Annotated in this window: 23 protein-coding genes; 7 read left to right on the plus strand and 16 right to left on the minus strand. The window is 67.0% G+C overall.

The features are described 5' to 3' along the window. Positions 1 to 66: 66 nt before the first annotated feature. The 3 genes from rlmM to K5L01_RS10785 form a co-directional block, all read right to left on the minus strand. A complete protein-coding gene (gene rlmM / locus K5L01_RS10775) occupies positions 67 to 1,116 on the minus strand; it encodes a 23S rRNA (cytidine(2498)-2'-O)-methyltransferase RlmM (protein WP_250064395.1) in 1,050 nt (349 codons plus the stop codon). Positions 1,117 to 1,323: 207 nt separating this feature from the next. After that, the gene (locus tag K5L01_RS10780) at positions 1,324 to 1,884 is read right to left on the minus strand and encodes a nucleoside deaminase (RefSeq protein WP_250064396.1); all 561 of its coding nucleotides are present in this window, start codon (positions 1,882 to 1,884) and stop codon (positions 1,324 to 1,326) included. A gap of 42 nt (positions 1,885 to 1,926) precedes the next feature. Further along, entirely contained in the window at positions 1,927 to 3,681 is a 1,755-nt protein-coding gene (locus tag K5L01_RS10785) for a glutamine--tRNA ligase/YqeY domain fusion protein (RefSeq protein WP_250064397.1), read from the minus strand. A gap of 66 nt (positions 3,682 to 3,747) precedes the next feature. Between K5L01_RS10785 and K5L01_RS10790 the strand changes: the two genes are divergently transcribed. Genes K5L01_RS10790 through K5L01_RS10805 form a run of 4 tightly spaced genes read left to right on the plus strand, consistent with a single transcriptional unit; the run spans position 3,748 to position 5,519 of the window. Next, positions 3,748 to 4,029 (plus strand): thioredoxin domain-containing protein, encoded by a 282-nt coding sequence (locus K5L01_RS10790; protein WP_250064398.1) that lies wholly within the window; start codon positions 3,748 to 3,750, stop codon positions 4,027 to 4,029. Between the two features lie 27 nt (positions 4,030 to 4,056). Next, positions 4,057 to 4,323, plus strand: coding sequence for a putative signal transducing protein (locus tag K5L01_RS10795; RefSeq protein ID WP_250064399.1), 267 nt, complete (start codon positions 4,057 to 4,059; stop codon positions 4,321 to 4,323). A gap of 31 nt (positions 4,324 to 4,354) precedes the next feature. Beyond that, complete coding sequence (gene msrA / locus K5L01_RS10800) at positions 4,355 to 5,005, plus strand: peptide-methionine (S)-S-oxide reductase MsrA (protein ID WP_250064610.1); 651 nt, start codon at positions 4,355 to 4,357, stop codon at positions 5,003 to 5,005. Continuing rightward, positions 4,998 to 5,519 (plus strand): flavodoxin family protein, encoded by a 522-nt coding sequence (locus K5L01_RS10805; RefSeq protein ID WP_250064404.1) that lies wholly within the window; start codon positions 4,998 to 5,000, stop codon positions 5,517 to 5,519. Before msrA ends, K5L01_RS10805 begins: the two co-directional genes overlap by 8 nt. Positions 5,520 to 5,906: 387 nt before the next feature. On the opposite strand, the gene K5L01_RS10810 is transcribed toward K5L01_RS10805, so the two are convergent. From K5L01_RS10810 to ahpC, 5 genes are all read right to left on the minus strand, one after another. Continuing rightward, complete coding sequence (locus K5L01_RS10810; RefSeq protein WP_250064411.1) at positions 5,907 to 6,869, minus strand: transaldolase; 963 nt, start codon at positions 6,867 to 6,869, stop codon at positions 5,907 to 5,909. A 36-nt stretch (positions 6,870 to 6,905) separates the two neighbouring features. Then, the gene (gene rnk / locus K5L01_RS10815; RefSeq protein ID WP_250064417.1) at positions 6,906 to 7,331 is read right to left on the minus strand and encodes a nucleoside diphosphate kinase regulator; all 426 of its coding nucleotides are present in this window, start codon (positions 7,329 to 7,331) and stop codon (positions 6,906 to 6,908) included. Between the two features lie 473 nt (positions 7,332 to 7,804). Beyond that, a complete protein-coding gene (locus tag K5L01_RS10820; protein WP_250064422.1) occupies positions 7,805 to 8,710 on the minus strand; it encodes a LysR substrate-binding domain-containing protein in 906 nt (301 codons plus the stop codon). 352 nt (positions 8,711 to 9,062) lie between these two features. Further along, positions 9,063 to 10,655, minus strand: a complete 1,593-nt coding sequence (gene ahpF / locus K5L01_RS10825) for an alkyl hydroperoxide reductase subunit F (protein WP_250064425.1) — start codon at positions 10,653 to 10,655, stop codon at positions 9,063 to 9,065. Between the two features lie 255 nt (positions 10,656 to 10,910). Further along, entirely contained in the window at positions 10,911 to 11,474 is a 564-nt protein-coding gene (gene ahpC, locus K5L01_RS10830) for an alkyl hydroperoxide reductase subunit C (RefSeq protein ID WP_250064430.1), read from the minus strand. A 293-nt stretch (positions 11,475 to 11,767) separates the two neighbouring features. On the opposite strand from ahpC, the gene prmC reads away from it, so the two are divergent. Continuing rightward, positions 11,768 to 12,616 carry a peptide chain release factor N(5)-glutamine methyltransferase gene (prmC, locus tag K5L01_RS10835; protein ID WP_250064434.1) on the plus strand — a complete coding sequence of 283 codons (849 nt, stop codon included), beginning with the start codon at positions 11,768 to 11,770 and terminating at the stop codon, positions 12,614 to 12,616. Positions 12,617 to 12,854: 238 nt separating this feature from the next. Beyond that, positions 12,855 to 12,935 (plus strand): hypothetical protein, encoded by an 81-nt coding sequence (locus K5L01_RS10840; RefSeq protein WP_250064611.1) that lies wholly within the window; start codon positions 12,855 to 12,857, stop codon positions 12,933 to 12,935. Positions 12,936 to 13,067: 132 nt separating this feature from the next. On the opposite strand, the gene K5L01_RS10845 is transcribed toward K5L01_RS10840, so the two are convergent. Together K5L01_RS10845 and K5L01_RS10850 are read right to left on the minus strand one after the other, a co-directional pair. Beyond that, positions 13,068 to 13,502: a gamma-glutamylcyclotransferase gene (locus tag K5L01_RS10845; protein WP_250064435.1), complete on the minus strand. Its 435-nt coding sequence runs from the start codon at positions 13,500 to 13,502 to the stop codon at positions 13,068 to 13,070. 455 nt (positions 13,503 to 13,957) lie between these two features. Then, positions 13,958 to 14,407: a hypothetical protein gene (locus K5L01_RS10850; RefSeq protein ID WP_250064442.1), complete on the minus strand. Its 450-nt coding sequence runs from the start codon at positions 14,405 to 14,407 to the stop codon at positions 13,958 to 13,960. A gap of 498 nt (positions 14,408 to 14,905) precedes the next feature. Here K5L01_RS10850 and K5L01_RS14950 point away from each other — a divergent pair, with 498 nt between their 5' ends. Further along, positions 14,906 to 15,004, plus strand: a complete 99-nt coding sequence (locus K5L01_RS14950) for a SymE family type I addiction module toxin (protein ID WP_425603884.1) — start codon at positions 14,906 to 14,908, stop codon at positions 15,002 to 15,004. Between the two features lie 125 nt (positions 15,005 to 15,129). Here K5L01_RS14950 and K5L01_RS10855 read toward each other — a convergent pair whose 3' ends face one another. The 6 genes from K5L01_RS10855 to leuC form a co-directional block, all read right to left on the minus strand. Beyond that, entirely contained in the window at positions 15,130 to 15,717 is a 588-nt protein-coding gene (locus K5L01_RS10855) for an invasion associated locus B family protein (protein ID WP_250064445.1), read from the minus strand. A 131-nt stretch (positions 15,718 to 15,848) separates the two neighbouring features. Then, positions 15,849 to 16,217: a hypothetical protein gene (locus tag K5L01_RS10860; protein WP_250064448.1), complete on the minus strand. Its 369-nt coding sequence runs from the start codon at positions 16,215 to 16,217 to the stop codon at positions 15,849 to 15,851. 631 nt (positions 16,218 to 16,848) lie between these two features. Next, positions 16,849 to 18,192 (minus strand): NADP-specific glutamate dehydrogenase, encoded by a 1,344-nt coding sequence (gdhA, locus tag K5L01_RS10865; protein WP_250064454.1) that lies wholly within the window; start codon positions 18,190 to 18,192, stop codon positions 16,849 to 16,851. Between the two features lie 81 nt (positions 18,193 to 18,273). Then, complete coding sequence (gene leuB, locus K5L01_RS10870) at positions 18,274 to 19,335, minus strand: 3-isopropylmalate dehydrogenase (protein ID WP_250064457.1); 1,062 nt, start codon at positions 19,333 to 19,335, stop codon at positions 18,274 to 18,276. A gap of 237 nt (positions 19,336 to 19,572) precedes the next feature. Then, entirely contained in the window at positions 19,573 to 20,151 is a 579-nt protein-coding gene (leuD, locus tag K5L01_RS10875; RefSeq protein ID WP_250064459.1) for a 3-isopropylmalate dehydratase small subunit, read from the minus strand. Continuing rightward, positions 20,151 to 21,569 carry a 3-isopropylmalate dehydratase large subunit gene (leuC, locus tag K5L01_RS10880; RefSeq protein WP_250064463.1) on the minus strand — a complete coding sequence of 473 codons (1,419 nt, stop codon included), beginning with the start codon at positions 21,567 to 21,569 and terminating at the stop codon, positions 20,151 to 20,153. The genes leuD and leuC overlap by 1 nt, the downstream gene beginning before the upstream one ends. Between the last annotated feature and the right edge of the window lie 36 nt (positions 21,570 to 21,605).

A 21,605-nucleotide genomic window follows, 5' to 3' on the forward strand; every position in this document is an offset into this window, starting at 1 on the left:
CCGGGCGTGTACCCGCATGCGGGCCGGGAGCTCGGCTTCCCCCTGCCGGGGGAAGCCGAGCGCAGGTCAAGCGCGTACCGGCATCGCCAGCACGGTGATCTCCTCGCGGTCGTGGTACAGCTGCTTGGCGCGCACGGTCAGCGGCCGGCCGGCCTGCGCGGCGAACAGCTCCAGGCACAGCCGGGTCTCGTCCCAGCGCTTCTTCATCGGCAGCTTGAGGTTGAAGAGGGCGTGCCGGCACCAGCCCTCGCGCAGCCACGTGGCCATGCGCTCGGCCACGCGCCGCGGCTGCTCGACCATGTCGCAGACCATCCAGTCCAGCGGCGTTTCCGGTTGCCAGTGGAAGCCGTCGGCGCGCAGGTGCTCGACCAGGCCGGTGTCGAGCACGTGCGGGCGCAACGGGCCGTTGTCGATGCTGGTGACATGCAGGTGCTGGCGGGTCAGCACCCAGGTCCAGCCGCCGGGCGCGGCGCCGAGGTCGGCCGCGCGCATGCCGGGCTTGACCCGTGCCTCGCGTTCCTCCGGCGTGAGCAGGGTCAGCAGCGCCTCGTCCAGCTTCAGCGCCGAGCGCGAAGGCGCCTCCGGCAGCAGTTTCAGGCGCGGAATGCCCAACGCCCAGGGCGCGCTGTCGCGGGTGTCGGCGACGCCGACGAAGGCATGGGTGCCATCGACGAACACCACGTGCAGCCGCGGCAGCCGGCTGCTGTCCTTGTCGGTGAGCAGGCCGGCCTTGCGCAGCGCCGGGCGCAGCGCATTGCCGAAACTGCGCGCCAGCCCGGCCAGCGGCTTGCCCGCGTCCGAATCGGGATGTTCCACCCACAGTTCGCCGAAGCGCGGCTGGCCCTGCAGGGCGGCGATGATCGGGCTGATGCGGTCGGCCGGGTCCAGCTGTGGCAGCTCGGCCAGCAGGCGCAGCTTCTGCCGGGCGAAGATCAGCCCGCGCCAGGGCAGGGCGCGGTCGAGCGCGGCGGCCGCGTCGCTGACGAAGACCACATAGCCGTCGTTGCGCTGCGTGCGCGCATAGCCGGCGATGCCGGCATGGCCGGCGCGCTCGGTCAGTTCGGCGGCCAGTTCCGGCTCGAAGCCCTGGCGGCAGTAGCACAGCAGGCCGGTCATGGGAGTTCCTTGTTGAAATGGGGGCGAAGCGGCGGACTTTCCTTCTCCCGTTGGGGGAAGGCGTGTGGCGTGCGGGCCCCAGGCCCGCACACGACGGGACGTTTGGCGCACCCCGGCCCTTGCACCGGCGCAAGGGCGTTCGAGGGACCGCGGGCCGGGGGCCGCGAGCCGCCCTCCCACCGGGGCGGGAGAGGGGCTATGCCGTGCTCAATACTGCGCGCCGTCGCTCTGCCCATAACGGTGCAGCACCGCACGCGCGGCGTCGCGGTGCAGGCCCTGGACGACCTCGATCCCGCGGCGGTTCAGCTCGCCGACCCAGTCGGCGGGCAGCGGGCCCTCGTCGAACGGGGTCAGCTCTTCGACGTCGGCCGAACTGGCGCCGATCAGCAGCCGGTCGATGCCGGCCCAGATCGTCGCCCCGAAGCACTGGCAGCACGGCTGCGAGGAGGTGGCCAGGGTCACCGGCGACAGCGCGTCGTTCAGGCGTGGGGTCTGCAGCCGCTGCTGCGCGAGCATGTAGGCCATGTTCTCGGCGTGGGCCAGCGAGGTGCAGTGTGGCACCACGCGGTTGACCGCGGCGGCGATGACGCGGTCGTCCGGGCCGAACACCACCGCGCCGAACGGCCCGCCGGTCTGAGCGTCCACGTTGAGCCGCGACAGTTCGATCGCCAGCGCGACCTTGGCCGCATCGTCCGGATAGGTGCGGCCGGTGTCGACCGCGTCGTGGATCCACGCGGGAAGCGTCAGGTGGACTTGTGCATACAGCATGCGTGGATACCTCTTTCGGGGAACACGGGCGGCGCGCCGGCCTCAGCGCGCCGACCAGGTGTCGCGCAGGGTCACGCTGCGGTTGAACACGGGAGTGCCCGTGCCGTGGTCGCGGCGGTCGGCGACGAAGTAGCCGGTACGCTCGAACTGGAAACTCTGCTCCGGCGCGGCGTCGGCCGCGGCCGGTTCGACGTAGCCGGTGACGACGGTGCGCGATGCCGGGTTCAGGTGGTCGCGGTAGGTCTTGCCCTCGGATTCCTCGTCCGGGTCCGGCACCGAGAACAGGCGGTCGTACAGGCGGATCTCGGCCGGCACGCCATGCACCGCGCTGACCCAGTGGATGGTGCCCTTGACCTTGCGGTTCGCCCCGTCCATGCCCGGGCGCGACTCCGGGTCCAGCCAGCCGCGCAGTTCGACGATCTCGCCGGCGTCGTTCTTGACCACCTCATCGACGCGGGCGATGCCGGCGCCGCGCAGGCGCACTTCGCCGCCCGGCACCAGCCGCTTCCAGCCCTTGGGCGGGACCTCGGCGAAGTCCGCGCGCTCGATCCACAGCTCGCGCGCGAACGGCACCTGGCGCTCGCCGAAGGCTTCGTCCTTGGGGTGGTTGCTGAAGGTCAGCGTTTCCTCATGGCCTTCGGGCAGGTTGGCCAGCACCAGCTTCAACGGCTCGACCACCGCCATGCGCCGCGGCGCGGCCGCGTCCAGATCCTCGCGCAGGGCGCCTTCGAGCACGCTGAAGTCGATCAGCGAGTTCTGCTTGGAAATGCCCACGCGCTCGGCGAACAGGCGCATCGCCGCCGGCGTGTAGCCGCGGCGGCGCAGGCCCTGCAGGGTCGGCATGCGCGGGTCGTCCCAGCCGTCCACCAGCCGTTCGGTGACCAGCGCCATCAGCTTGCGCTTGCTCATCACCGTGTAGTTGATGTTCAGCCGCGAAAACTCGATCTGCCGCGGCTTGGCGGCTTCGCGCGGCAGGCCCTTGTCCACCAGCGGCTGGGTCAGCTGCGGATCGCTGGCGTAGTCGACGTTGTCCACGCACCAGTCGTACAGCGGGCGGTGGTCCTCGAACTCCAGCGTGCACAGCGAGTGGGTGATGCCTTCCAGGGCATCGCCCAGCGCGTGCGCATAGTCGTACATCGGGTAGATCGGCCAGGCGTTGCCGGTGTTCTGGTGCTCGACATGCTTGATCCGGTAGATGGCGGGATCGCGCAGGTTGATGTTGCCGCTGGCCATGTCGATCTTCGCGCGCAGGGTGCGGGCGCCGTCCGGGAACTCGCCGGCGCGCATGCGCGCGAACAGGTCCAGGTTCTCCTCGACGCTGCGGTTGCGCCAGGGCGAGTCGCGGCCCGGCTCGGTCAGGGTGCCGCGGTAGGCGCGCACCTCGTCGGCGGACAGGTCGCAGACATAGGCCTTGCCGTCGCGGATCAGCTTCTGCGCACCCAGGTAGTAGGCCTCGAAGTAGTCCGAGGCGTGGCGCAGTTCGTTCCAGCCGAAGCCCAGCCAGCGCACGTCGTCCTGGATGGCGGCGACGTACTCCGGGTCTTCCCTGGCCGGGTTGGTGTCGTCGAAGCGCAGGTTGCACACGCCATCGAACTCGCCGGCGATGCCGAAGTTCAGGCAGATCGACTTGGCATGGCCGATGTGCAGGTAGCCGTTGGGCTCGGGCGGGAAGCGGGTCTTGATCGCGGTGTGCTTGCCGCTGGCCAGGTCCTCGCGGACGATCTGGCGGATGAAATCGCGCTTCTCGGCGGGCGCGGTCTCCGGCGTGGCGGCAGCGGCAGGCGTGTTCTCGGACATGGGGGCGCAGCGTATTGAAAGAACGCAAGTCTAGCCGAGCCGGGCGCCGGTTGCCGGAGCGGCGCTATGCTGGACGCCCCGTCCGCAGGTCGCGTCCATGAACCGCCCGCCCTGGTGATCGGCAGCAGGAACGGCAGCTCCCGGCCCCTGCGGCCCTGGCTGCCGCCGCGTGCTTCCGGGGCCGCGTTCGAGGGGATGCGGCCGGTGCTGGAGGCGCCGGACGTCGCCGGCCAGGCCAGTCGCCAGTCGTTCACCGGCCAGCTGCCGGCGCTGCGCGAGTGGCGCCAGGCGGCGGAACCGGAGGACGGGCACGTGGCCGCCACCGGCGTCCTGTGGCGGCCGGCCTGAGGACAGTCGTTTCCAGGGAGAAACCCGATGCAACTGGTGTACCAGACAAGCAACCTGTTCGACGCGCACCTGGTCAAGCATGCGCTGGAGGACGCCGGCATCCCGGCCTTCGTGTTCGGCGAATCGCTGCTGGGTGCCGGCGGCGAACTGCCGCTGTTCGGCCTGCTGCGGGTCTGCGTGCCGGATCCGGCCAGGCCGGAGGCCGACCAGGTCGTGGCGGCGCTGGGCTTGGACGACGCCACGGCCGACCCCATCTGTGACGATGACGAAGTGCCGGGAAGCGTCCTGGCCTGAGGAGTGGACCATGCTGGGTATCGGACAAGGGCTGCTGGGCATCGGCGCGTTCAAGCAGCGCCTGCCACGGCCGGAGGAAGCACTGCCGGGGCGCGAGGCGCCGTTGCCGCTGCACAACGTGCACTACGTCAACGGCCAGCCGCTGCGCGGCGCGTTCGCCGGCCTGCAGGTGCTGGACGTGGGGCTGGGCTGTTTCTGGGGGGCCGAACGCAGGTTCTGGCAGCTGCCGGGCGTGGTGAGCACGGCGGTGGGCTACCAGGGGGGCGTCACCCCCAACCCGACCTACGAGGAGGTCTGCTCCGGGCTTACCGGCCACACCGAGGTGGTGCGTGTGGTGTTCGACCCGGCGCAGGTCGCGCTGGACACGGTGCTGCGCACCTTCTGGGAAAGCCACGATCCCACCCAGGGCATGCGCCAGGGCAACGACAACGGCACCCAGTACCGCTCGGCGATCCATTGCCATTCGCAGGCGCAGTTCGATGCGGCCATCGCCAGCCGCGAGGCCTTCCAGCAGCAGTTGAGCGCCGCCGGTTATGGCGGCATCACCACCGAGATCGTGTTCCCGGCGGCGCCGTTCTTCTACGCCGAGGACTACCACCAGCAATACCTGGCCAAGAACCCGGACGGCTACTGCGGCCTCGGCGGCACCGGCGTGAGCTGCCCGATCGGGCTGGATGTCTGAGGTGGCGGATGCCGCGCCATGCCGCTTGCTGGTGGTGTGGCACGGTTTCACCGGCGCCACCCGGGCGATGGCCGGAGCGGTCGCATCCGCGGCGCGCGGAAACGCCGGCGACGCACTGGACGTGCGCGTGCTGCAGGCGGCCGACGCCGGCGCCGATGATGTCTTGGCCGCCGACGCGGTGGTGTTCGCCACGCCGGAGACGCTGGCCTCGATCAGCGGCGCGATGAAGGACTTCTTCGACCGCAGCTACTACCCGCTGCTGGGGCGCTGCGACGGCAAGCCGTACGCCCTGGTGGTCTGCGCCGGGTCGGACGGACACCCGACCATCGCCCAGCTGCGGCGCATCGCCACCGGCCTGCGCCTGCGCGAAGTCGCCGAGCCGGTGCTGGTCTGCACCCATGCCCAGACACCGGAGTCGATCGTCGCGCAGAAGACGGTACCGGCAGCCGACCTCGCACGCGGCCACGAACTGGGCGCGCTGCTGGCCGCGGGATTGGAACTCGGGATCTTCTGATCCCGACCGCGCCGTAAGGCGGGTGGAGCCTTGCCGGTAAAGCCCCGCCGGGCGCGGCCCGGCGCTACAGAGCTGCAGCACCCGTTTCCCTGTAGAGCGGGGCCATGCCCCGCTGTTGGCCTTGCCGGTAAAGCCCCGCCGGGCGCGGCCCGGCGCTACAGAGCTGCAGTGCCGTTTCCCTGTAGAGCGGGGCCATGCCCCGCTGAGGCCTTGCCGGGAAACGCTGCCGGGCGTGGCCCGGCGTTACAAAGCCACCGCAAGGGAGTCGGCAGGCAGGGGGCGGCAGGCAGACCGGGAGAGTGCGCCGATACGCGCGTTCGGAACGGGCAGGCCGCCTTTCCGGCGTTGCCGCAGGAGCGCCCTGCTGGGGCGCTTCCCGGGCGAGGGTCAGGCCGCCGCCAGTTCGTCGGCGATGCGTTGGCGCAGGGCCTGCAGGTCCTTGGCGAAGGCGTCGATGCCGGCGGCCAGCTTCTCGGTGGCCATCGGGTCGGCGGCCAGGTCGGCATCGAAGCGGGCTTGGTCGATGGGCGCCACGCTCACCGCTTCGGCGGCGCCGGGCACCAGCTTGCGCGGCAGCTCGCCGAAGTCGGCATCGAGCTTCTCCAGCAGGTCCGGGGAGATGGTCAGGCGGTCGCAGCCGGCCAGCGCCTCGATCTGCGCGGTGGAGCGGAACGAGGCGCCCATCACCACCGTGGCCGAGCCGCGGCGCTTGAACTCGGCATACACGCCACGCACGAACACCACGCCCGGGTCGGCGTCGATGCTGGCTGGCGCCTGGCCGTTGGCCACGTACCAGTCGAGGATGCGGCCGACGAACGGCGAGATCAGGAACGCGCCGGCTTCCGAGCAGGCCAGGGCCTGGGTCGGGTTGAAGATCAGGGTCAGGTTGCAGTCGATGCCCTCGGCCTGCAGCACGCGGGTGGCCTGCACGCCGGCCCAGGTGGCGGCGATCTTGATCAGCACCTTGTCGCGCGGCACGCCGGCCGCCTCGTACAGGGCGATGAACTGGCGGGCCTTGGCGATGGTCGCGGCGCTGTCGTGGGCCTGGTCGGCATCGACCTCGGTGGAGACGCGTCCCGGGACCAGCCCGGCCAGCATCGCGCCCACGCCGATGGTCAGGCGGTCGACCACGGCCCGGGCGACATCGTCGCGGTCGCCGGGCTGGGCCCGGCCCCACTGCAGCTCGCGCTCGATCAGGCCGGCATAGACCGGCAGGTCGAGGGCCTTCTTCACCAGCGTCGGGTTGGTGGTGCAGTCCACCGGGCGCAGGCGCTGGATGGCCTCGTAGTCGCCGGTGTCGGCGACCACCACGGACAGTTCACGCAGTCGGGCGAGCTTGGAGGGGGTCATTGCGGTGTTTCCTGGATGCGGGCCGGCGGGGAGCGCTCAGCGGTGGAAGTCGCCGGCGGCTTCGGGCTGGTAATGGACCGCGGTCACGCGCAGGCGCAGCTGGCGGCCGCCGGGTGCGGTCCAGTCGATGGTCTGGCCGACGGACAGGCCGAGCAGGGCACTGCCGACCGGCGCCAGCACCGAGACGTGGCCTTTGTCGAAATCCGCCTCGTGCGGATAGACCAGGGTCAGCGAATGCTGTTCGTCGTGCAGTTCGTCCACGCAGTCCACGCGCGAATGCATGGTGACGATTCCGGCCGGCACTTCTTCCGGCGCCACCACCTGCGCGCGCTCCAGTTCCTGGGACAGGGCGACGGCGGCCGGGTGCCGGCTCAGCGCCGGCGAATCGAGCATGGCCTCGAGGCGGGCCATGTCACGGTTGGACACGATGATCGACGGGGGCAGGCCGCTGTTGGTCGGCATGGGAAACTCCTGCAATTGTTGAGAGACATACAAAAGGCGGCGCCAAGCCGGCACCGCCCGGGCCTATTGTGCGGGGATTGTGGAACGGAAGCGACCCACTCCGATCATGAGGGCGGGACGCCGGGGATGCAATGCGTTGGCGACGGTGGTCAAGGCGTGAGCGGGAGCGAGGTGGGACGGGCGGATGGACGGTGTCGGACCGTCCCGGCGATGACGGACCACAGCGGCGTTGTAACACCGGACAATGGCCGGCGGGGCATGCGTGGTGAAGCCCCGGCGGAGCGTTGTCCCGCGCTACACCGAACGGGGCGCTATGGCCCTGTAGCGCCGGGCCATGCCCGGCGGGTCTTGCGCGGTGATGCCCCGGCGGGACGTTGCCCCGCGCTACACCGAACGGGGTGCTGTGGCCTTGTAGCGCCGGGCCGTGCCCGGCGGGGGCTTGCGCGGTAACGTGCGGCGGGCGCTGCTCCGCGCTACAGGGCCAGCAGGTCCGGCGGCAGGCTCTGGAAGATGCCCGCCAGCTGCTGCAGGAAATCGCCCATGGCCGAACTGCGCCGCCAGACCATGGCGATGCGCCGGCTGGGGGCGTCGTCGCCATCGAAGCCGATCAGGCGGATGTCGGGCGACCGTGCGACCGGCGGTTTCACCGCGAGCATCGGCAGCAGGGTCACGCCGACGTTGGCGGCGACCATCTGCCGCAGGGTCTCCAGGCTGGTGGCCTGGAATTCGGCCTTCTCCAGGGCGCCGGCCAGGTGGCAGACATCCAGCGCCTGGTCGCGCAGGCAGTGGCCGTCCTGCAGCAACAGCAGGCGCTGCTCGGCAAGCTCGTCCAGCCGCAGCGTCCGGTGCGCGGCGAGCGGGTGGCCCTCGGGGGCGGCCAGCACGAAGGGTTCTTCGAACAGGAACTCGGTCTGCAGCTGGTCGTCGCCCAGGGGCAGGGCCAGTATCGCGGCATCGAGCTGACCGTTGCGCAGCTGCGCCAGCAGCACGTCGCTTTTTTCCTCGATCAGCAGCAGTTCCAGCTGCGGGAAGCGCGCGCGGATGTCCGGCACCATGTGCGGCAGCAGGTACGGGCCCAGCGTGGGGAAGATGCCCAGGCGTACCGTGCCGGCCTCGGGGTCGCGGCTGCGGCGCGCGGCCTCCTTGAGCTGTTCGGCCTCGGCGACGATGCTGCGCGCGCGCGCGGCGGCCTCGCGGCCGGCCGGCGTCAGCATGACCTTGCGCGGTGCGCGTTCGACCAGGGGCACGCCCAGCTCCTCCTCCAGCTTGCGGATCTGGGTGGACAGGGTGGGCTGGCTGACGAAGCAGGCAGCTGCGGCGCGGCCGAAATGCTTGTGCTCGGCCAGCGCCACCAGGTACTTGAGATCACGCAGGTTCATAGCGGGCTCCGCTCGGACATCGGAGTGTTTCCCTGCTCCCACCGGGAGACAGGTTGGCAGGATAGCCAGGCTGCACGGCGACGCCGCCCGAAGGGTGCGGCACGGGAGTGTGCCGCATGCAGGTGCCCCGGAGGGGCGGGTAAAGGGAGGTCGCAGGACTCCTGCGGCCGCTGTCTTGGCGGACGCGTCGCCATGCGCACGCCGGGGCGGTTCATCGAACGCGCTTCCCGGCGCGTGGCGGCGCGTTCGTCAGGGTGGGCGTCCGCTGCGCTGCCCCGCTCCAGCCCCGCGTGCGAACCGGCGGTCCGCAAACGGCCCCTCCCACTCCGGAGGGAAAGGGGCCTGCGGAACCTCAGGCCGTCTCGGCCACCGCCGCAACCGGCTGCGGTGCCGGGGTGCGGATCAGGTGGTCGAACGCACTCAGCGCGGCGGTCGAGCCGGCGCCCATGGCGATGACGATCTGCTTGTACGGCACCGTGGTGCAGTCGCCGGCGGCGAACACCCCCGGCACGCTGGTCTGGCCGCGTTCGTCGATGACGATCTCGCCGCGCCCGCTCAGCTCCAGCGTGCCGCGCAGCCACTCGGTGTTCGGCAGCAGGCCGATCTGCACGAAGATGCCCTCCAGCTCGACGCGGTGCGAATCGCCGCCGGCACGGTCGGTGTAGACCAGGCCGGTGACCTTCTGGCCGTCGCCCAGCACCTCGGTGGTCTTCGCGTTGAGGATCACCTCCACGTTGGGCAGGCTGGCCAGCTTGGCCTGCAGCACCTGGTCGGCGCGCAGCGCGCTGTCGAACTCCAGCACGGTCACCTTGCGGACGATGCCGGCCAGGTCGATGGCCGCCTCGACACCGGAGTTGCCGCCGCCGATCACCGCCACGTGCTTGCCCTTGAACAGCGGGCCGTCGCAGTGCGGGCAGTAGGCCACGCCCTTGTTGCGGTACTCGTTCTCGCCTGGCACGTCCATCTGCCGCCAGCGCGCACCGGTGGACAGGACCACGCTCCTGGACTTCAGCGAGGCGCCGTTCTCCAGCTGCACCTCCACCAGGCCATCGGCCCCGGCCGGCAGCAGCCGGGTGGCCCGCTGCAGGTTCATGATGTCCACCTCGTACTCGCGCACGTGCTGTTCCAGCGCCGCGGCCAGCTTGGGCCCCTCGGTGCGCTGCACCGAGATGAAGTTCTCGATCGCCAGCGTATCCAGCACCTGGCCGCCGAAGCGTTCGGCCGCCACGCCGGTGCGGATGCCCTTCCGCGCAGCGTAGACCGCCGCCGCCGCGCCGGCCGGGCCGCCGCCGACCACCAGTACGTCGAAGGCCTGCTTGGCATTGATGCGCTCGGCATCGCGCTTGGCGGCGCCGGTATCGAGCTTGGCGACGATCTGCTCCAGGGTCATGCGGCCGGAGTCGAACATCTCCCCGCCCTGGAACACCATCGGCACCGCCATCACCTGGCGCTGCTCCACCTCCTGCTGGAACGCGCCGCCCTCGATCACCGTGGTACGGATCTTCGGGTTGAGGATCGCCATCAGCGACAGCGCCTGCACCACGTCCGGGCAGTTGTGGCAGCTCAGCGACATGTAGACCTCGAAGGCGAACTCGCCGTCGATGGCCTTGATGCTGTCGATCACGTCCTGGGCCACCTTCGGCGGATGGCCGCCGCTCCACAGCAGCGCCAGCACCAGTGATTCGAATTCGTGGCCCAGCGGCAGGCCGGCGAAGCGCACACCGTGCGCCTCGCCTTCGCGGGCGATGACGAACGACGGCCTGCGCGCATCGGTGCCGGCGGCATCCAGGGTGATCTTGCCGTTGCCGGCGGCGACGATGTCGTCGAGCAGGCCACGCATGTCCTGGCTGGCGGCGCTGTCGTCGAGCGAGGCGACCAGGTGCAGGGGCTGGCGCAGCAGGCCCATGTACTGCTGCAGTTGGGTCTTGAGGGTGTCGTCGAGCACGGCGCAACTCCTTCGTCGAGGCAAAGCGGGGGGAGGGCGCGCGTGCCGGAAGAGGCAGCGCACCGGGAAAGTAGGGGTGAACCGAAGCCGCGCCTGACGGGCTGTGCCGGTTCCGCTCGGTGCGGAAGGCTCCGGCGCGGGCAGCGCCCGGCGGCTGGCTGGGCACGGCTTCGGTTCACCCCCACGCCCGCCGCAGCGGCGGGGCAGGGGCGGGGAGTGGAGCCGGCAGGCCGGCCCCGCTCCACGGGGCGGCGGTCAGATCTTGCCGACCAGGTCCAGCGATGGGGTCAGGGTCTTCTCGCCTTCCTTCCACTTGGCCGGGCACACTTCGTTCGGGTTCGCGGCGGTGAACTGGGCGGCCTTCAGCTTGCGCAGGGTCTCCGACACGTCGCGAGCGATCTCGTTGGAGTGGATCTCCAGGGTCTTGATCACGCCTTCCGGGTTGATCACGAAGGTGCCGCGCAGGGCCAGGCCTTCTTCCGGAATGTGCACGCCGAAGGCGTTGGTCAGCTGGTGGGTCGGGTCGCCGATCAGCGGGAACTTCGCCTTGCCGACGGCCGGCGAGGTCTCGTGCCACACCTTGTGCGAGAAGTGGGTATCGGTGGTGACGATGTAGACCTCGGTGCCGGCCTTCTGGAACTCGGCGTAGTGCTCGGCCGCGTCCTCGATCTCGGTCGGGCAGTTGAAGGTGAAGGCCGCCGGCATGAAGATCAGGACCGACCACTTGCCCTTCAGGCTTTCTTCGGTGACTTCGATGAACTTGCCGTTGTGGAAGGCGTTGACCTTGAACGGCTGGACCTGGGTGTTGATAAGGGACATGGAACTTCCTCTTGGTTGAAGGACGGGTGGTGAACCTCGGAACACAGCCTAATAGGCCATGCCTAATAAAACAAATGAATTGAATGCATTATATCAATAGGTAAAGGCTATCGCAAACCGCTGCGGGCGCCCGTCTCCCGGCATTCGGGCGCGCTTGTGGCCTGGGACCGGCGCTGTTCCATGGCGGACGTGCCGCTCTCCATAGACGGGGTCGATGCCCGGCGGCGGTAGGCAGCGGCCATCGGGGTGACTATCCTCGCGGTCCCGGAAGCGTCCCGCGAAGAGGTAGTGCAGTGTCCACCCCGAAGGTTGCCGAGCTGTTGCGGGAGGCGGCCGCCCGGCTGCCGGGCGCGGACGCCCGTTTCGATGCCGAACACCTGCTGCTGCATGTGCTGGACGTGGACCGCGCCTGGCTGTTCGCCCACGCCGGCGACCCGGTGGACGACGCTGCCCGGCGGCGCTTCGAGCGGCTGTTGCAGCGCCGAGCGGAGGGCCACCCGCTGGCCTACCTGACCGGCCGCCGCGGTTTCTGGACCCTGGACCTGGAGGTCAATGTCGCCACCCTGATCCCGCGGCCGGAGACCGAGCTGCTGGTCGAACAGGCACTGGCCCGGCTGCCGGCCGACGACATCGTGCGCGTCGCCGACCTCGGCACCGGCAGCGGCGCCATCGCCCTGTCCATCGCCAGCGAACGCCCGCTGGCCACGGTGATGGCCACCGACCTGCTCGGCCCCACCCTGGCGGTGGCGGTGAAGAACGCCCAGGCCCACGGCCTGGACAACGTCTGGTTCCGCCGCGGCCACTGGTACGCCGCGCTGGGCGCGGACCGCTTCGACCTGATCGTCAGCAACCCGCCCTACATCGCCGCCGGCGACCCGCACCTGCAGCAAGGTGACCTGCGCTTCGAACCGCCCCCGGCCCTGGCCTCCGGCGCCGACGGCCTGGACGCCATCCGCGAAATCATCGCCGGGGCCCCCGAGCACCTCGTCCCCGGCGGCTGGCTGCTGCTCGAACACGGCTGGGACCAGGGCCCGGCCATCCGCGCGCTGCTGGAGCAGGGCGGCTTTGCCGAAGTGGAAACCGTGCAGGACCTGGAGCAGCGGGATCGGGTAACCCTGGGGCGGCTGCGGGGGATTGCCTGACGTTGGTCCCGCCTGGGTGCGGTGATCAGATCGCCACAGGTGCTCAACACACCTTTACTAGGCGGTCGCCGCGCCCGAAAGCCATGCGGCTCCATCCATGCCTAGGAGACCGCCATGACCGAACAGGTCGAACCCCGGTTTACACCACGCATCCTGAAAGTCGCGCTGCCAGTATTACGAGAGCCGAGCCAAGGAAAAGGACCGCCGCTTCAAGCCCCGGCAGCTGCCCTACCTGCGACTGTGCGGCGACTGGCTGGAGGCCGCAGGCCTCAAAGTCGGCCAGAACGCGCGGGTGATAGTGACCGCTGTGGCATCGTGATTGCTGCTGAGGAATAGCTTGCTTCATGCTGTGGGCGGGCAATGCCCGCCCACAGCATCTGTTGGATATAAGCTCAAAGCCTAACGCCTGAGTTAAGCCGCGCAGCGAAGCGGCGTTGGCTTGAATGAATTGTTAGAACTCAGCCATGCGAGCTAGCAGCGCCCCGTTTTTGGCCGAGCGACCAGTGTCCGGATCCGTGATAGATGGAACGGACTCCAGCTCTGCAATGTACTCATCCGGAAAGCGATGGTAGCGTGCTCCACACAAAATTAGCTGTTTGTACCAGTGGTAGGGATTGAGCGATTTGTCGATGTGCGAAACGGACGCAACATAGACAAAGGCCCGGTAGGTGACGTTGTTGAACGGAAAGGCAACCGTAGCCTGGCGATATCCATGACCAAGCCCTTCTGCAGCATCAAGCCCGGGCTTGTCGGCTAAGTTGAACTCGTAGAGCGCGCCATAAGCAATGGCTTCTGGATTTGAGTCAATTAGGTCGCAATTTCCAGAATGGTCCGTACTCTTATTGTGGAACCTGATACTGCGGCGAGGGATGGGTACAACACCCAAGAATATTGCCGAGGGTACGCGCTCAAGGATGCGAAGCGGATGCAGGTTTGATCCATACGCCAAGTAGTGCATACGGGTCGTATGAGTTCTAACGCTTGAATTAAGCCGACTGGCGAAGCCAGTTGGGCTTGAATGAGTTGTTAGGAGCCAGCCGGGACTACGCGAACGTAGCCTGGCAATGCCGCTATACCTTGCGGGTGACTCACATTGACGCGCTTGCCAAGTGACAGATAGGAGCAGTTGAGATATGCATGCTCCGTCCGGAAGCTGACGTAGCCGTTAGCGTCAAAGTACGCGCCCGGAAACTTGTTGAGATGGTTGTACCAACGGCCATCCTCACGATACAGAGCATGCTTGGCGTTGACTTGCCAAGCCTCATTTAAGCGATGCCCGATCCGTTCCCCCATGACTCCCTCAACGGTTTCAATACGCTGATTTGGTGCCTAACGCCTGAATTAAGCCGCGCCGCGAAGCGGCGTCGGCTTGAATGAACTGTTAGCCGTCATTGTTGTGACTCTTTCTTGCCTTGCGCAAGGTAATTCCAACAATGTGTGAAACACCCGCCAGCTTATTGCCAACCCACATTGCATAGACAAGCATGAGTGCTTGGCGGCTCCATAGAGGCACAGAGAAGCTATCGCTTTTAGTACTGCGAGCATCGCTACTGTGAGGAAAAAGAATTTTAGGAGCATCAGGAACTCTTTAGCCAAGAAAGAGATGAGGACACTAGGGTTTGCTGAGTACAAATCTGCGTCGGTCTCCATCCGGGCAATCCATGTCCTGGCTTTGTCTCCGCTGGCTTTGAGCGCTTTCTTTGCGATTGCCTTCAGTTGAGCGTGTGCGGCGAGGACACCAAGAGCCAAGCCGATGACACTAATCACCAGTGACCATGTTTCCTTGTCCACGGAACCATCCCCTGATGGCTAACGCCTATCGGCCGCCTAAGCGCGGCGTTGCCCAAGTGTCCCGCTTTCTGGCGCTGATGTGAAGATAGGGTGATGCCGGGTGGAAGCCGTGCAGGACCTGGAGCAGCGGGATCGGGTAACTCTGGGCCGGTTGTCTGACGGTGACCCTGCCGAAAGGCAGTGCTTAGATCCTACGCAGGTGCTGAACACACCTTCGTAGGCGGAAGCCACTCCTGACAGTCCAGTGGCTTTTTTGTACCCCGCGCTTTCTATGGCCGGGTGGCGCGCAGTCATGCAAGACCCGAAAGGGAAAAGCTGCGGGCGGCCCTACGACCGTGTTCAAGCACCCGGCCGCCGCTCTGAACAGGAATCGAAACAGACAGGGCGAATCGTAGGAGACCGTCATGACCGAGCAGGTCGAAACCCGTTTACGTCGCGCGTCCCGAGAGTCGGCTGCCAGTATTGCGAAAGCCGAGCCAAGGAAGGGGATCGTCGTAGCTGTGCGGCGACTGGTTGGAGGCCGCAGGCCTCAAGGTCGGCCAGAACGCGCGGGTGATAGTGACCCGGCGGGGCATCGTGATTGCTGCTGAGGAGTAGTCTTGATTGATGCTATGGGCGGAGCAAGCCCGTACATGGCATCTGCCGATATAAGTCCAGCGCCACAATTAAGCCGACCCGCGACGCGGGTTCGGCTTGAGTGAATTGTTGATGTTCAATTTGAGTTATTTGCAAATAGATGAAGTTTGCTCATCGGTAAGTCCTTGCTCTTTCATCTTGGAGATCATGTCAGCAGTGCATGTAGTTAAGGTCGGTGTTGGGATGGCTGAATCTACGGGAGAGTATTCTATTGGGCAATGTCTCCTAATGCTATCCAGCGCCGCGCTAAATCCGTCAAGATCGAGATCGCCAGTTATTATGCCATCCATAAAAGTTGAAATTTGGTAGCGAAGTCTATTGCTGTTTGAGAGTTGGGAGAAGTCCCTTCCTGAAATTACAACTGATCGGATCCTTTTCTCTATCTCCGTGGCGATGCGAAGACGGCCAGGTGGATTGTCATCAAACCTAAGTGTCACACCTCGAACGCCACCTTGAATGCCGAGGAAAAGAGTGTCGTATGACAATTGAGTCGAATAATCGTTGTTATGTACCGCGGTGCATCTCACCGAATCATCCATCGGGTCTATTGACCTCAGAACTTTCCAGTTTCCGACTATGAGAGCGATATCTGCGTCCTTCAAGCCTTGAGCAAATGAACTTGCAGGGATGCAGGCGACTAACAGTGCAGCTAGCGCTAAAAATCTGTTTATCATAGCGTTCCTTTATGGTTGGAGCTTTATGGTTGGATTGAAACCCGGCGCCAAATTAAGCCGATACTGATCGGGTCGGACGCCTGAGTTAAAATGTGCCGCGAAGTGATATCGGCTTGCATGAGCTATTAGGTCTAGCTATTGCTTGCGAAAGACTGGGCAAGCTGGGCTGGTGTTGGCGGATACACGTTGTACCAGTCCCATGCATAGACCCTCTCACGCTCTCGGTCCATGCTCTTCGGATCGATAGGAATATCCGATCCAGGTGTGCCGCGACTCTTGCCAACAACTATTGCAGTCAGAGCGGGAAGTTTGTTGTCATTACAAAAGAAAGCTACGTGGCCCAATACTTTATCGAGGACTCCCGCAGCATCTTTTTTGTACATGAGCCGCGAAAGTCCTAAGTAAGTGAGCGTCTGGCGATTCATTGCAGCGGCGACCAGGATTTGCCAAGCTTGCAAAGCGCGATCTGGATGATTGGACGTAGGGTTAAATGATTTCATTTGCTGCTCCTAAGGGCCTAACGCCTGAATTAATCCGCGCCGCGAAGCGGCGTCGGCTTGAATGAATTGTTAGGCCGCGAACAGCCCGCCCCGACAGGCGTCGATGTCCAAGACCAAGTCAAGTTTTCGACGGCAGTCTTTGCACTCGAAGAACGCAGAGAGCGATTGAGCAGGCCGATTGTCTGGTGTTGCGTCATTTGCCGGGAATCCCTGGCTCGATAAGACGACAAGCTTGCCTTGCTCGATCCACTCTAGAAGCTTTAGCTGCACCCAATAGTAGTCGCCGGGACGCTGAAATCCGCGAGGGCTTGTCCAGTAATCACAGGAGCGGCAAGTGCTCATTAGCGGCCTAACGCCTATTCGGCCGCCTAATCGCGGCGTTGCCTAAGTGTCCCGCTTTCTGGCGCTAATGTGAAGATGCGGTGATGCCAAAAATATCAGTGGCTTGGAAGGGGTGAGGGGTGTGGTCCGGTCCCGAGGCCAACGGCAAACACCGCGCGTTTGTGGCCACATCGATTAGACCCCGAATTGCTCGGCATAACGCAGGCGCCCAAGCCCATGAAAGAGTGTGTTGCTTGGATCAGGTACAGCGGTGTCCCTTCCTCCGATCAGAAGAAGGGACCAGCAACCCTCAATACAACCCCTGCGCCAACATCGCATCCGCCACCTTGACGAACCCCGCGATATTCGCGCCATCGACATAGTTGACGCTGCCGTCCGCGCGCTTGCCGTGCTGCACGCAGTTGGCGTGGATCTCCTTCATGATCACGTGCAGGCGCTCGTCGACGTCGGCGTGGCGCCAGGAAAGGCGGGCGGCGTTCTGGCTCATTTCCAGGCCCGAGGTGGCAACGCCGCCGGCGTTGCTGGCCTTGCCGGGGGCGTACAGGGTGCCGGCCTGCAGGAAGACGTCCACCGCTTCCAGGGTGGAGGGCATGTTGGCGCCTTCGGCCACGCACAGGGTGCCGTTGTGCACGAGGGTGCGGGCGTCGCTTTCGTCCAGTTCGTTCTGGGTGGCGCAGGGCAGGGCGATGTCGGCGGGGATGTGCCAGGGGCGGCGGCCTTCGAGGAATTCGAAGCGTTTGTCGCCGGCCAGTTCGGACAGGCGGCCGCGGCGTTCGTTCTTCAGCGCCATCACGTCCTGCATGGCCTGTTCGTCGAAGCCGTCGCGGGCGTAGAGGGTGCCGCCGGAGTCGGAGAAGGTGAGTACCTTGCCGCCGAGTTCGGCGGCCTTGAGCGCGGCGAACTGGGCGACGTTGCCGGAGCCGGAGATCAGCACCCTGGCGCCATGGGTTTCGCGGCGGGCGTGGTGCAGCATCTGTTCGACGAAGTACACGGTGCCGTAGCCGGTGGCTTCCGGGCGCATCAGGCTGCCGCCGTAGGCCAGGCCCTTGCCGGTGAATACGCAGGCGGCGTCGTTGCTGAGCTTCTTCATCATGCCGGCCATGTAGCCGACCTCGCGGGCGCCGACGCCGATGTCGCCGGCCGGCACGTCGGTGTCCGGGCCGAGGTGGCGGTGCAGTTCCAGCATCAGCGCCTGGCAGAAGCGCATCACTTCGCCTTCGCTCTTGCCCTTGGGGTCGAAGTCCGAGCCGCCCTTGCCGCCGCCCATGGGCAAGGTGGTCAGGGCGTTCTTGAAGGTCTGCTCGAAGGCCAGGAACTTCAGGATCGACAGGTTCACCGAGGGGTGGAAGCGCATGCCGCCCTTGAACGGCCCGATCGCCGAGCTGTGCTGCACGCGGAAGGCGCGGTTGACGTGGGTGCGGCCATTGTCGTCGGCCCAGGCCACGCGGAACTGGATGACCCGTTCCGGTTCCACCAGGCGCTCGAGCAGGCCATGGCGCGTGTACTGCGGGTGCTGCTGCAGGAACGGCCAGAGACTGAGGGTGACCTCTTTGACGGCCTGCAGGAACTCGGGCTGGTACGGGTCGCGGTCGGCCACGTAGGCCAGGAAGTCGTCAGGGCTGCGATGGTTCAAAGGCGTTTCTCCAGGAAGAGGGGAAAGGACAGGAAAGGGACAGCCAAAACAAAAACGCGGCCCGTAGGCCGCGTCATGGAGTCATTCGAGGCGGGAGAGCACCGCCTGCGCCGCCTGGGGCGTGGAGAGCGCCTGCCCCTGTGTGGCCAGGTCGGTGGTGAACAGCCCCGCGTCCAGGGCGGCGGCGACCGCCTGCTCGACGGCGGCGGCCTCCTCGGCCAGGCCCAGCGAGTGGCGCAGCAGCATCGCCGCGCTGAGGATGGTGGCGTAGGGGTTGGCCAGGCCCTTGCCGGCGATGTCCGGGGCCGAGCCATGGATCGGCTCGTAGATGCCCACCTTGCCTTCTTCGCCGAGCGAGGCCGACGGCAGCAGGCCCAGCGAGCCGGCCAGCATCGAGGCTTCATCGGTGAGGATGTCGCCGAACATGTTTTCGGTGACGATCACGTCGTAGGCGCGCGGCTTGGCGATCAGGTGCATGGCCATGGAGTCGACCAGCTGGTGCTCCAGCTCCACGTCCGGGAATTCCTCGCGGCCGATGCGTGCGGCGATGTCGCGCCACAGCCGCGAGGTCTCCAGCACGTTGGCCTTGTCCACCGAGGTCAGCTTGCCGCGGCGCTGCTGCGCCAGCTTGAAGGCGCTGCGCAGCACGCGCTCGATCTCCACCGCGGTATAGCGGCACAGGTCGCTGGCGCTGCCGGCGTCGCGGGTCTTGTCGCCGAAGTAGATGCCGCCGGTCAGTTCGCGCACGACCACGAAGTCCACGCCTTCCAGCAGCTCGGCCTTGATCGGCGAGGCGTGCAGGGCGGCGGGGTGGGTGCGCACCGGGCGCAGGTTGGCGAACAGGCCCAGGGCCTTGCGGATCGCCAGCAGGCCCTGCTCGGGGCGCACCTTGGCGTTGGGATCGGACCACTTCGGCCCGCCGACCGCGCCGAGCAGTATCGCGTCGGCCTGGCTGCAGGCCTGCAGCGTGGCGTCCGGCAGCGGGGTGCCGTGGTTGTCGATGGCGATGCCGCCGATGTCGTGTTCGCTGAAGGTGAAGTCATGGCCGAAGCGGGCGGCGATGGCCTTCAATACGTCCACGGCGGCGACGGTGATCTCGGGACCGATGCCGTCACCCGGCAGTACGACGATGTTGGCTTGCATGGGAGTTCCGGTTGTCTTGATTCTGTCGTTTAGCCCCTTCCCTGCGGGAGAGGGGTGGGATGAGGATAAGGGGCGGGCGCCTGCGGTGTCCGGGTACAAGAAGCTTCACCCGTACCCTCATCCGCCCCTCAGCCATCTGCGTTCGGCACATCCCTGTACCTCGCCCTCCGGGCGGCGTCGCCGCGCAGCCTGGCGATCCTGCCAGGCTGTCTCCCGGAGGGAGAGGGGGGGCGAGGGTCACGCCGCGCGCGCCGCCTCGTAGCGTTCGATCTCCGGCACCTGGCCCAGCAGCCAGCCCAGCTGGTCCACGCCTTCCAGCAGGCAGGTCTGCGAGAAGCCGTCCAGCGGGAAGGCATACACCTTGCCGGCGGAGGTGCGCAGCTCGCGTGCGGCCACGTCGATGGTCAGCTCGTCGTCCGGGGCCTGCATCAGCGCCTGCACGTCGGCTTCGTCCAGCACGATCGGCAGCAGGCCGTTCTTCAGCGAGTTGCCGCGGAAGATGTCGGCGATCTCGCTGCTGACGATGGCCCGCAGCCCCAGGTCGGTCAGGGCCCAGGGCGCATGCTCGCGCGAGGAGCCGCAGCCGAAGTTGCGGCCGGCCAGCAGGATCGAACGGCCGGCGTTGTGCGGCTGGTTGAAGGCGAATTCCGGGTTCGGCGCGCCGTCGGCCTGCCAGCGCCAGTCGTTGAAGGCGTTCTTGCCCAGGCCGGCGCGCTCGGTGGTGGACAGGAACCGCGCCGGGATGATCTGGTCGGTGTCGATGTTGGTCTGGCGCAGCACCACGCTGCGCGAGGTCAGGGTACGGAAACCGGCCATCAGGCCACCTCCTTGTTGAACAGTTCGCGCGGGTCGGCGACCTTGCCGTTCACCGCGGCCCAGGCGGCGCTCAGCGGCGAGGCGAGCAGGGTGCGCGAGCCCGGTCCCTGGCGGCCTTCGAAGTTGCGGTTGCTGGTGCTCACCGCCAGCTGGCCCGGCGCCACCAGGTCGCCGTTCATGGCGATGCACATCGAGCAGCCGGGTTCACGCCATTCGGCACCGGCCGCGCGCACCACCTCGTGGATGCCTTCGGCTTCGGCCTCGCGCTTGACGATCTCCGAGCCGGGCACCACCAGCATGCGCACGCCGTCGGCGACGCGGCGGCCGCGCAGCACCCGGGCCACGTCGCGCAGGTCGCTGAGGCGGCCGTTGGTGCAGGAGCCGACGAACACCACGTCCACCGGCGTCCCGGCCAGCGCGTGGCCGGCCTCGAACTTCATGTAGGCCAGGCCCTTCTGCGCGGCGGCGTCGGCCGCGGACGGGATCGGCGCGTCCACCGCGATCGCGGTGCCCGGGTGGGTGCCCCAGGTCAGGGTGGGGCGGATGTCGGCGGCGTCGATATGCACCTCCACATCGAAGCGCGCGCCCTCGTCGGTGTTCAAGGTCTTCCAGTACGCCACGGCCGTGTCGAAATCGGCGCCCTTGGGACCGCGCGGGGTCCTGGCCACCCAGTCGAAGGTGACCTGGTCCGGCGCCACCATGCCGGCGCGCGCGCCGGCCTCGATGGACATGTTGCACAGGGTCATGCGCTGTTCCATGTCCATCGCCGCGATGGTGGAACCGCGGAATTCCAGCACGTGGCCGGTGCCGCCGTTGACGCCGATCACGCCGATGATGTGCAGCACCACGTCCTTGGCGCCGACGCCCGGGGCGAGCTCGCCGTCGACGGTGATCGCCATGGTCCGGGCCTTGCGCTGCAGCAGGCACTGGGTGGCCAGCACGTGGCCGACCTCGCTGGTGCCGATGCCGAAGGCCAGCGAACCGAAGGCGCCATGGGTGGAGGTGTGGCTGTCGCCGCAGACGATGGTCATGCCCGGCTGGGTGAAGCCCTGCTCGGGGGCGATGACGTGGACGATGCCGCGGTTGTCCGAGGCCATGTCGAACAGCTCGATGCCGTACTCGGCGCAGTTCTTCGCCAGCATCTCCACCTGCGCCTCGGAGGCCTTGCTGGCGTACGGCAGCTTGCCGTCGGCGTCGGCCGGCAGGGTCGGGGTGGAGTGGTCCATCGTCGCCTTGGTGCGGTCCGGGCGGCGGGGGGCCAGGCCGCGCCCGCGCAGCTCGGTGAAGGCCTGCGGCGAGGTCACTTCGTGGATCAGGTGCAGGTCGATGTACAGCACCGCGGGGGCGCTGTCGCTTTCGGGGACGACGACGTGGGCATCCCACAGTTTGTCGTACAGGGTGCGGGGCGCTGGGGTCATGGAGTCAATGCCTTGCGTTGAAGCGGGGGTGGAAAG

The organism is Stenotrophomonas mori, from assembly GCF_023556335.1.
GTDB lineage: Bacteria > Pseudomonadota > Gammaproteobacteria > Xanthomonadales > Xanthomonadaceae > Stenotrophomonas > Stenotrophomonas mori.

Bases quoted from the DNA above. Each gene is read 5' to 3' on its own strand.
- rlmM (WP_250064395.1), bottom strand. From the start codon at position 1,116: ATGACCGGCCTGCTGTGCTACTGCCGCCAGGGCTTCGAGCCGGAACTG.
- K5L01_RS10780 (WP_250064396.1), bottom strand. From the start codon at position 1,884: ATGCTGTATGCACAAGTCCACCTGACGCTTCCCGCGTGGATCCACGAC.
- K5L01_RS10785 (WP_250064397.1), bottom strand. From the start codon at position 3,681: ATGTCCGAGAACACGCCTGCCGCTGCCGCCACGCCGGAGACCGCGCCC.
- K5L01_RS10790 (WP_250064398.1), top strand. From the start codon at position 3,748: ATGCTGGACGCCCCGTCCGCAGGTCGCGTCCATGAACCGCCCGCCCTG.
- K5L01_RS10795 (WP_250064399.1), top strand. From the start codon at position 4,057: ATGCAACTGGTGTACCAGACAAGCAACCTGTTCGACGCGCACCTGGTC.
- K5L01_RS10805 (WP_250064404.1), top strand. From the start codon at position 4,998: ATGTCTGAGGTGGCGGATGCCGCGCCATGCCGCTTGCTGGTGGTGTGG.
- K5L01_RS10810 (WP_250064411.1), bottom strand. From the start codon at position 6,869: ATGACCCCCTCCAAGCTCGCCCGACTGCGTGAACTGTCCGTGGTGGTC.
- rnk (WP_250064417.1), bottom strand. From the start codon at position 7,331: ATGCCGACCAACAGCGGCCTGCCCCCGTCGATCATCGTGTCCAACCGT.
- K5L01_RS10820 (WP_250064422.1), bottom strand. From the start codon at position 8,710: ATGAACCTGCGTGATCTCAAGTACCTGGTGGCGCTGGCCGAGCACAAG.
- ahpC (WP_250064430.1), bottom strand. From the start codon at position 11,474: ATGTCCCTTATCAACACCCAGGTCCAGCCGTTCAAGGTCAACGCCTTC.
- K5L01_RS10855 (WP_250064445.1), bottom strand. From the start codon at position 15,717: ATGATAAACAGATTTTTAGCGCTAGCTGCACTGTTAGTCGCCTGCATC.
- K5L01_RS10860 (WP_250064448.1), bottom strand. From the start codon at position 16,217: ATGAAATCATTTAACCCTACGTCCAATCATCCAGATCGCGCTTTGCAA.
- leuB (WP_250064457.1), bottom strand. From the start codon at position 19,335: ATGCAAGCCAACATCGTCGTACTGCCGGGTGACGGCATCGGTCCCGAG.
- leuD (WP_250064459.1), bottom strand. From the start codon at position 20,151: ATGGCCGGTTTCCGTACCCTGACCTCGCGCAGCGTGGTGCTGCGCCAG.
- leuC (WP_250064463.1), bottom strand. From the start codon at position 21,569: ATGACCCCAGCGCCCCGCACCCTGTACGACAAACTGTGGGATGCCCAC.